This window comes from Viridibacillus soli (assembly GCF_016612995.1).
Lineage (GTDB): Bacteria > Bacillota > Bacilli > Bacillales_A > Planococcaceae > Viridibacillus > Viridibacillus soli.
The window spans coordinates 1-872 of the sequence record NZ_JAEOAH010000093.1 but is presented as its reverse complement, the minus strand read 5'-3'; the positions used below and the strand labels follow the sequence as shown (position 1 = coordinate 872).

Genomic DNA, 872 nt, shown 5'->3' with positions numbered 1-872 from the left:
CCCGAAAAATGTGGTGGGGTAGATTTCTGTGTACCCTCGTTTTTTACGCTGCTGCTCGGCACATTTTCTCGTACGCATCGGGTGTGAGATAACCAATGCTACCGTGAATGCGCTTGCGATTGTACCAACCTTCGATGTATTTAAATAAGGCAACGCGTGCAGTTTCAAAGCAGTCATAGCGCGTTCGGTACACTTCTTCTTTTTTCAGTGTTGCGTGAAAAGATTCGATGCACGCATTGTCATACGGGCATCCTTTACGGCTGAACGATGGAATCATTTCATACTTTTTCAGTTGTTCCTGGGCATCTACGCTTGTATATTGTGAGCCTAAATCCGTGTGTACAATGAGTCCTGGTGCTGGTTTTTGTGCTTGGACGGCATTGTCGAGTGCGTCTAAAATGAGATCCACGGTCATTTTACGTCCAAATTTATATCCGACAATTTTCTTTGTGTGTAAATCTAATACCGACGCCAAATAGCACCAACCGTCGCGCAGTGTGTGAATATACGTAATATCTGCCACCCATTTTTCATTGATGGTTTCGGTTGTAAAGTCTTGCGCCAGTAAGTTTTCACGTTCTTCCACTGGCTTCTGTGATGACGTCGGTCTGTACTTTTTTGTGATGTTCGAACGAATGCCTGCCTTTTTCATAATGCGCTGTACGCGATCAATACTGCCTGTGTAGCCCTCTTGTTTAAGAATGGCAAAGATTTTCGGTGCACCATAACGGCCGTCACTTTCCTTATGAATGACGCGAATGCGTGCGAGTAGCTCTTCATTAGCGATGATAGCTGTTCGGCTTTTTATGAAAAGATTGATAATACGTACTTTTTGGATCTACGTCAAGACTTTAGACACTCTCAAGTTAATT

General features: G+C 43.7%; 1 pseudogene. It reads right to left on the bottom strand.

Annotated elements, in window-relative coordinates:
• Positions 1–43: 43 nt before the first annotated feature.
• Positions 44–833 (bottom strand): annotated as a pseudogene (locus JFL43_RS22135) (IS3 family transposase); the annotation flags it as partial.
• Positions 834–872: the final 39 nt, after the last annotated feature.